The following is a 7,256-nucleotide window of genomic DNA, read 5'->3' on the forward strand; positions in this document are numbered from 1 at the left end:
TGACGGTGACACGAACCAGGCGAACGTGAACCAGGGTGACGGTGACACCAACCAGGCGAACGTGAACCAGGGTGACGGTGACACCAACCAGGCCAACCTGAACCAGGAGTAGTCGAGACCCTGCGCGGGCTGGATACACCCCGTGCTGACCGGCGCCGACCATGAGAACCCGCCACAGGACTGTGGCGGGTTCCGTCGCGTCGTGAAAGGGCGACGAGGGCGGTCGTCGCCTGGCTCCTAGATGATCGATTCCCAGGGGTCGGTGAGTGAGCGGAGGGTCTTGTGCCCCCTGGACTGGAGCCAGTTGCTTCGGGGAGAAGCTCCAGGCTTCCGATGGGGGTTTATGCCCGCCTGTAGTCGAGACTCGGCGTGCCTCCGAAGACGCCGTCACCACTTTCGCATCCGTACGCGGCTGGGGAGCTTAGGTCGTTCCTCGACACCGGCGGGCCCGCAGCCGCCGGCGACGGCCGAAGACCTGCGCGCGGCCCTTGCCCGGCTGGCTCCCGATTGCGGTGCCCACCTTCGACGCCGAACGCGCCACCGCCGTGGCGCGTGCACGCGACAGGTCAGCTCCGCCCCGATGCGCCGCTTCCTGTGCCAATGGGCTCTCTATGTGGCCATCGAACGCCACCCCAGCCAGGCGGCCCGCCTGCGCGCGCTGGAGGATCAGGCCGCTGATGCAGCCACCCCGGCCGAAGCCGCCAAGATCACAGCGGAGATCGGCCGGATTTTCGATGTGGCAGCGGCAGAGGCCGGCATCCCGCTCGGCGGAGCCCGGTGACCGGCTGGCGGTGGGAGCACGACCCGAACGCCGATGAGGTCATCAAAGGCCTGCCCGCCCACGTCACCGCCGAAGTCGAGCGCCTGGCCGACGAACTCGTCGCCCTCGCCGACGTCGACGTCGACGTCACCGACCTCGGTGAAGGCGGCCGCAAAGGCGTCCCCGCAAGCCTGCGCCGCATCCCTCTCCTGGACGACGGCTGGTCGATCGTGAGGGGCATTCCGCCCTACACCGACCTGTAGCCGAAGGGCGGCCTGGGCCAAGCCCACGCGGAGCAGCCGTTCGTCCTGCCCGCCGCCGTCGGCACCGGCCCGCCGCGCGCAACGCCGTAGGGGGTGACCAGGCGCAAGCCCCTGCCTCCACCGCAGCACCCCAACACAGGCCTTCGTCTCGCCGCCGGATGGGCTCGGCAGCAGCTCTAGCCGGAGTATGCGTCTGGCTCGGGTGCCGGCGGGCCGACTGCTGCGAAGGGATTGTCCATGGCCAGCAGGTCGTCGATCTCGCTGCGCAGTGCCGCGAAGGCCTCGGCCAGGGTGGGTGCGGGGCTTCGGGTTTCGCGCAGTGCGTGGTAGCCGGCGGGCAGGCCCTGCCGCGGGAGGTCCAGCTGCGCCCATACCAGGGTGGAGGCGATGTAGCCGTCGGCGGTCACGGTCAGGTGGGCGTCCATGCCGAACTCGTCGACGGTCTGCCGGACGGTGATGCCTTCGAAGCAGTTGCTCAGGCGGAGCTGCATGCCCGGCGGCCAGTCGGCTGCCGTCGGCAGGTCGGCGACGTGAGGGTTCGGTGGTGTTCCGGCGCCGACGGGCCTGAGGACCAGCCCGGACTCGACGCCTACCTGGTGGTCGCTGAACTGTTCGAAGTGCCGGGTCTGGAGCTGCTGGGCGCCGGCGAAGAGGCGTTCCTGCTCTGCTTTGAGGTCGGTGAGCACCGCGAGGAGGTCGGAGGGGTTCATGCGCCGGACCCTAGCGGCCCGCTCTGACACCGGCCGCCGCGGTCCGGCCGCCGCGGTCCGGCCGCCGCTTGCTGCGGGGTGTGCAGGGTGGCTGGCGCGACCCGCTCCTGCGGGTTTGACTTACGACAAGATCGCAGTGCCCACGGAGACAATCGTGGGCTCGCTGGTGGTGGCCGCGGGCGGGGGCTTCACACAGCGGTTCCGGCTCGGTGACCCGTGTCTGCTCCTGGCCGAGGACGCGGCGTGGGAGGACGAGTTGTCCGGCTGGTTCACGGACGTGGACGCCGACGCGCTGGCCGAGCTGACGGTCGGAGGGTTCGGGGCGTCCGTGCGCCGGCTGGCCGCGCCGGGCACGGGGTCGTTGGCGGTGCTGGGGGAGGTTGGGGGTGATCGAGCGGTTCCGGTCGGGGTCAGGTGGCCTGCGGCTGACGCTGGCCTGGCCGGCCGGCCTGTGGGGTGCCGTCGGGGAAGGGCCGGCGGGTGGGGTGGTTCGCCACGGTGTGCCGTACGCCGGCTCGGGGGAGGGGTGCGCGTGCGCGCGGCACGACTGCGGCGGCCTGGTCCCGGTCGACTGGTGCGCAGAGCACGGGGACGCGGGGTACGCGTGACCGGCCGCGGCTTCCGCGGCCTGCCTTTCTCGTCCTCAACTGATGTGCCACACGGGGAGTTTGGCGTGTCCTCGTGTTGACAGGGCCACTGGTGGCCCTGCTCTGATGGTGCCCGGTACGCCGGGTCCGGGGGAAGGCGGGAAGAGCATGGAGCTGGAGGCTTTGGCGCTGGCGGCGGGTACCGCACTGGTGGGCGCCATGTCCACGTCGCTGTGGGAGCAGACGAGGGCGGTCGCCGTCGGCTGGTGGCGGCAGGTCCACCCGGAGCGGGCGGACGTGGTGGACGCCGAGCTGGTCGAGGCCGGCGGTGAACTCGTCACCGCCCGCGAGGCCGGGGACGAGGCTGCCGAGGCGGAGCTCGTCGCAGACCTCGTCGCCGAGTGGGAGCGCCGCCTGCGCCGGCTGCTGCTGGCACGGCCGGAACTCGCGGACGAGGTCCGGCGGGCCGTGGACGAGCTCACCGCACGGCAGCCGGAGCCCGCGAGCTTGGCCCCGGTACGCCAGGAGGTGAACGTCAGCGACCGCGCGACCGCCTACGTGGCCGGCGGTGACCAGCACTTCAACGGCAGGTGAGCGACATGCCGCAGCCGCCCGACGGGCCCCCGGGCCCGACCTCCGGTCCCGGTCCCGGTCCCGGTCCCGGTCCCGGTCCCGGCCCCCGCCCGGCATCCGACACCCCCAGCCAGCACATCGATGTCGCCGGCAGCGGCACGGCCTACGTCGCCGGCCGCGACCAGCACATCCACTTCCCCTGGCCCGGCGGCGCGAACGTGCACCGGGCCGACGCCGCCGACACGGACTGCCCCTACCCGGGCCTGGCCGCCTTCGGGCCGCAGGACGCGCAGTGGTACTTCGGGCGCGACCGCCTCGTGGCCGAGCTCATGGAACGGCTGGCGCAGCGGCTGAACACCCCCGGCCTCCAGCTGGTGGTGGCCGCGTCCGGGACCGGCAAGTCCTCGCTGCTGCGGGCGGGCCTGACCCGCGCCGTCTCGGGCGGCCGGCTCCCCGCACCCCGCTCGCGGGACTGGCCGCAGCTGATCATGACCCCGACCGCCGAACCGGTGTCCGTCCTCGACGAGCACTTGCGCACCCTCCCCGGACCCGACGACCCGGGACGGCGGTTCCTGCTGGTCGTCGACCAGTTCGAGGAGCTGTTCACGCTCTGCGACGACGAGGCGCAGCGGGAGGCCTTCGTCGCCCGGCTCGCCGAACTCGCCACCGCCCGGGCGCTGGTCGTCCTCGGCCTCCGCGCCGACTTCTACGGCCACTGCTCCCGCTATCCGCAGCTGCGCGCCGCCGCCCGCGACGGCCAGGTCGTCGTCGGGCCGATGTCCCAAGCCGAGATCGAGCAGGCGATCGTCCTGCCCGCCGCCGCGGTGGGCCTCGAACTGGAGCCGGGCCTGGTCGACCTGCTCCTCCACGACCTCGGGATGGCCCTGCCCGGAACGGCCGAGGAGGCCGGCCGGCTGCCGCTGCTCGCCCACGCCTTGCGGGCGACGTGGCAGCGGCGCCACGGCCACCTGCTGACCACCGGCGGCTACCGGGAGACCGGCGGCATCCACGAGGCCCTCGCCCGCACCGCCGAACGCACCTACGAGAGCCTCGACCCCGCCGGCCGGGCGGCGGCGCAGGACCTGTTCCTGCGCCTCGTGATGATCGGTGAGGACTCCGATCCCGCCCGGCGCCGGATCGTCCGCGAGGAACTCGCCGACGGCGGAGCCGGGGCGGTCGTGGAGGCCTTCACCCGCGCCCGCCTCCTCACCCAGGGCCGCACCACAGGGGAACGGGCCCACGACACCGTGGAGATCAGCCACGAGGCGCTGCTGCGCGGCTGGCCCCGGCTGCGCGAGTGGATCGAGAACGAACGCGCCGGCGGCCTGGTCCGCAGGCCGCTGGTCGAAGCCGCCGAGCGGTGGCGCCACGCTGGGCGGGACCCGGCCTTCCTGCACCGCGGCAGCCGCCTCGCGACCGCCCGGGCCTGGGCCGAACAGCCGGGAAACCGGCAGTCCGTGCCGCCCGGGGTCAGGGAGTTCCTGGCGGCCGCCACGGCACGCGAACGCCGGGGCGTCAGACGGCTGTACCAAGCCGTCGCCGCGCTGACCGCGCTGCTGCTGGCCACCGGAGCCGCTCTGCTCTACGCGGGACAGCAGCGCGGCCGCGCCGAGGACGAGCGCAACGCGGCCCTGGCCAGGCTCCTCGCGACGCGCGCCCCCGACCTGTACGCGGCCGAACCGGGAACGGCGGCGCAACTGGCCGCGGCCGCCTGGACACTGGCACCCAACCCCCAGACCGCCGGCGCGGTGCTCGACCTCGCGGACCGCCCCGCCGCCCGCGTCCTGAGGGTCGACCACAAGAGCGAGCAGGATTCGATGCGCGATGCCCGCTTCAACTTCGACGGTACCCTCCTCGTCACCAACACCGCCGAAGGCCCCGTCCAGTTGCGGGACGTCGCCACCCTGCGGCTGCTGGGCGAGCTGCCGGGCGCGGTGACCGTGCGCTTCCACCCGCGCCGCAACGTCCTGGCCGCCGCCCCGACCGGCGGCCCCGTCCGGCTGTACGAGGTCTCCGCCAAGGGCGAGGCCACCCTCACGGCCGAACTGCCCAAGGGATCCGATCCGTACAGCGTCGTATTCAACCCGTCCGGCGACATGCTGGCCGTGGGCCAGGCCGACGGCACCCTGCAACTGTGGAACGTGACCGACCCCGCCCAGCCCCGCGCCAACGGAACACCCCTTCGCACCGGCGAGGGCGAGGTGTCGTCCGTAGGCTCCGTCTTCAGCCCTGACGGACGCAGCCTGGCCGTCACCCGGTTCGGGAGGCCCGACAGCATGGTCACCCTGTGGCGGGTGGGCGGCCCCGCCACCCCCGCCACCCCGGCCGGCACCCTCAGCGGCCGGGCCGTCCTAGAGGGCGTGCGCACCTTCTCCCCGGACGGGCGGCTGCTGGCCGGCTTCGGCGTCGCCGTGGACGGCATACAGCTGTGGGACGTGTCGGACCTGGACCATCCGGTGGCCGCGGCGCCGCCCCTGGAGAAGACGGGGAGCGTCACCTCCGTCCTGTTCGCCAAGGAAGGACGGGTACTGATCACCGCCGCGCAAGGGGGTTTCGGCGACGCCCGCGGAGGCGTCGTCCAGTTCCGCGACGTGTCCGACCCGGCCCGCCCCAAGCTCCTTGCGCCGGAACTCGCGGGCCAGCCGGAGGCCGTCCACCAGCTGACCCTCAGCCCCGACGGAAGGACCCTGGCCGCCGCGGCCGCGGACCACACCGTCCGCCTCTGGGACCTGACCGCCCTGAACCGCCCGGCGCCGCTCCAGGCTCCCCGCGCTGAACGGGTGACCGGCGCCTGGGCCGAGTTCGGCCCGGGCGGCAGGTTCCTGTCCGACGAGAGCGCGGTGTGGGACACCGCCGACCCCGCACAGCCCCGGCTGGTGGACTCCCTGTACGGGGTGCCCATCGGGACGGACAGGCCCGCGCTGGCCCCGGACGGCGCGACGTTCACGGTCGGCCGCGCCACCGGGACGGAGGTGTGGGACGTCCGCAACCAGGCGAGCCCCCGGAAGCTGACCGTGCCGGACGCGGTCCGCGACTCAGCGGCTGTACCGGGCCCGGACGGCCTGGTCCTCTACACGGCCGAGAGCGACGGGGTCCGGGTCGCCAGCCCCGCCAAGGCGCCGGACGCACTGGGCTTTATCGAGGGGAAGATGCGGCAGGCGCTGCCGAGTCCCCGCGGCCCCCTCGTCGCCACCGTCGACTTCGACAACCGGGTCGAACTGTGGGACGTGACCGACGTGGCAGCCCCGGACTCCCACGGCCCCGGCTTCCAGGTGGCCGGGGCGAAGCAGATGGTCTTCAGCCCCGACGGCCGCACCCTGGCCATCGGCACGTTCACCCACCGGGTCGAACTCTGGGACGTCTCCAGCCCCGGCCGGCCCCGGCTCCTGGGCGGCCCGCTGACCGGGCCCACCGACGAGATCGCGGCCATGGCGGTCAGCCCGGACTCCAAGACACTGGCCGTGAGTGCCGCCGACGGCTCGCTCAGGCTGTGGGACCTGACGGACCGCGCGGCCCCGGCGCCCCTCGGCCTCCCCCGGGACACGGACGGAGGCGTGACGGCGCTGGCGTTCCGCGATGCGGGGGACACGCTGCTGGCCGTCGTCCGGGGCAACGGCTCCGGCGCGGTCCTCCAAAGCTGGTCCGCCGCTCCGTCGGAGGCCGTCCGGCGGATCTGCGAGGCGACCGGGCCGGGGCCCGACCGCGCCCAGTGGGAGCGCTACCTCCCGGGCGTGGCGTACAAGCCGCCCTGCACCAAGCCGCTCGCGGCGAGCACCGGCGGGCGGTGAGCTCCTCGCGGTGGACGAGGGTGTCCTCGCCGGTGTCGTTGATGAGCTGCCAGCGAGTTCGGCCAGGGTCATCCTCGGCATCGACGTCGAGGTCACCCGTCGCGACGCGGGCCAGAAGGGCTTCAAGGTCATCCCGCGGCGTTGGATGGTCGAGCGGACCTTCGGCTGGCTCATGGACCAGTGCCGCGTCGCCCGCGACTACGAAACCTATCCGCATCGCTCCGAAGCGATGATCCGCCTCGCGGTGATCGACCTGTTGAGCCGCGGGCTCACCCGCGAATCGACTCCGCGCTGGAAGGATTCATAGTCGCCGAGGCGCGCTGACGCGCGTGGTCCAAGAACTACCGCTACTCCACCGCCCACCAGGTCGTCATCGACGCGGACACCCGCCTCGTTGATGTCGGGAGAACCGAGATCGGGAGCGCTGGTTCGGCGGGCCGTGTCACGGCCCGGGCGCGGTCGCCGGTTTCGAGAGCGGAGCTAGTGCTGTGACCGTGAACGTTCACCGGGTCGCTCGTTGTGCTGGGCGGAAGTGACGACCAGCACGGGGAGGCAGGATGGCTCAACTGGTCCGG

General features: G+C 73.3%; 5 protein-coding genes and 2 pseudogenes. 6 read left to right on the forward strand and 1 reads right to left on the reverse strand.

The window, feature by feature from the left end:
- Window positions 1-580: 580 nt before the first annotated feature.
- Window positions 581-781 (forward strand): hypothetical protein, encoded by a 201-nt coding sequence (locus ACFVGY_RS35325; RefSeq protein ID WP_385685882.1) that lies wholly within the window; start codon window positions 581-583, stop codon window positions 779-781.
- A complete protein-coding gene (locus tag ACFVGY_RS35330; protein ID WP_385685885.1) occupies window positions 778-1,023 on the forward strand; it encodes a hypothetical protein in 246 nt (81 codons plus the stop codon). The genes ACFVGY_RS35325 and ACFVGY_RS35330 overlap by 4 nt, the downstream gene beginning before the upstream one ends.
- Window positions 1,024-1,199: 176 nt before the next feature.
- On the opposite strand, the gene ACFVGY_RS35335 is transcribed toward ACFVGY_RS35330, so the two are convergent.
- Window positions 1,200-1,733, reverse strand: a complete 534-nt coding sequence (locus ACFVGY_RS35335; RefSeq protein ID WP_385685888.1) for a hypothetical protein — start codon at window positions 1,731-1,733, stop codon at window positions 1,200-1,202.
- A 755-nt stretch (window positions 1,734-2,488) separates the two neighbouring features.
- On the opposite strand from ACFVGY_RS35335, the gene ACFVGY_RS35340 reads away from it, so the two are divergent.
- From ACFVGY_RS35340 to ACFVGY_RS35355, 4 genes and pseudogenes are all read left to right on the forward strand, one after another.
- A complete protein-coding gene (locus ACFVGY_RS35340; RefSeq protein ID WP_385685891.1) occupies window positions 2,489-2,914 on the forward strand; it encodes a hypothetical protein in 426 nt (141 codons plus the stop codon).
- Window positions 2,915-2,919: 5 nt separating this feature from the next.
- The gene (locus tag ACFVGY_RS35345; RefSeq protein ID WP_385685894.1) at window positions 2,920-6,681 is read left to right on the forward strand and encodes a hypothetical protein; all 3,762 of its coding nucleotides are present in this window, start codon (window positions 2,920-2,922) and stop codon (window positions 6,679-6,681) included.
- Between the two features lie 73 nt (window positions 6,682-6,754).
- Window positions 6,755-6,988 (forward strand): annotated as a pseudogene (locus tag ACFVGY_RS35350) (transposase); the annotation flags it as partial.
- Window positions 6,989-7,014: 26 nt separating this feature from the next.
- Window positions 7,015-7,104 (forward strand): annotated as a pseudogene (locus ACFVGY_RS35355) (IS5/IS1182 family transposase); the annotation flags it as partial.
- Between the last annotated feature and the right edge of the window lie 152 nt (window positions 7,105-7,256).

It is taken from the genome of Streptomyces sp. NPDC127106 (assembly GCF_042677605.1).
Taxonomy (GTDB): Bacteria; Actinomycetota; Actinomycetes; order Streptomycetales; family Streptomycetaceae; genus Streptomyces.

Coding starts and splice junctions, on each gene's coding strand:
- ACFVGY_RS35335 (WP_385685888.1), bottom strand. CDS start 1,733: ATGAACCCCTCCGACCTCCTCGCGGTGCTCACCGACCTCAAAGCAGAG.
- ACFVGY_RS35325 (WP_385685882.1), top strand. CDS start 581: ATGCGCCGCTTCCTGTGCCAATGGGCTCTCTATGTGGCCATCGAACGC.
- ACFVGY_RS35345 (WP_385685894.1), top strand. CDS start 2,920: ATGCCGCAGCCGCCCGACGGGCCCCCGGGCCCGACCTCCGGTCCCGGT.
- ACFVGY_RS35340 (WP_385685891.1), top strand. CDS start 2,489: ATGGAGCTGGAGGCTTTGGCGCTGGCGGCGGGTACCGCACTGGTGGGC.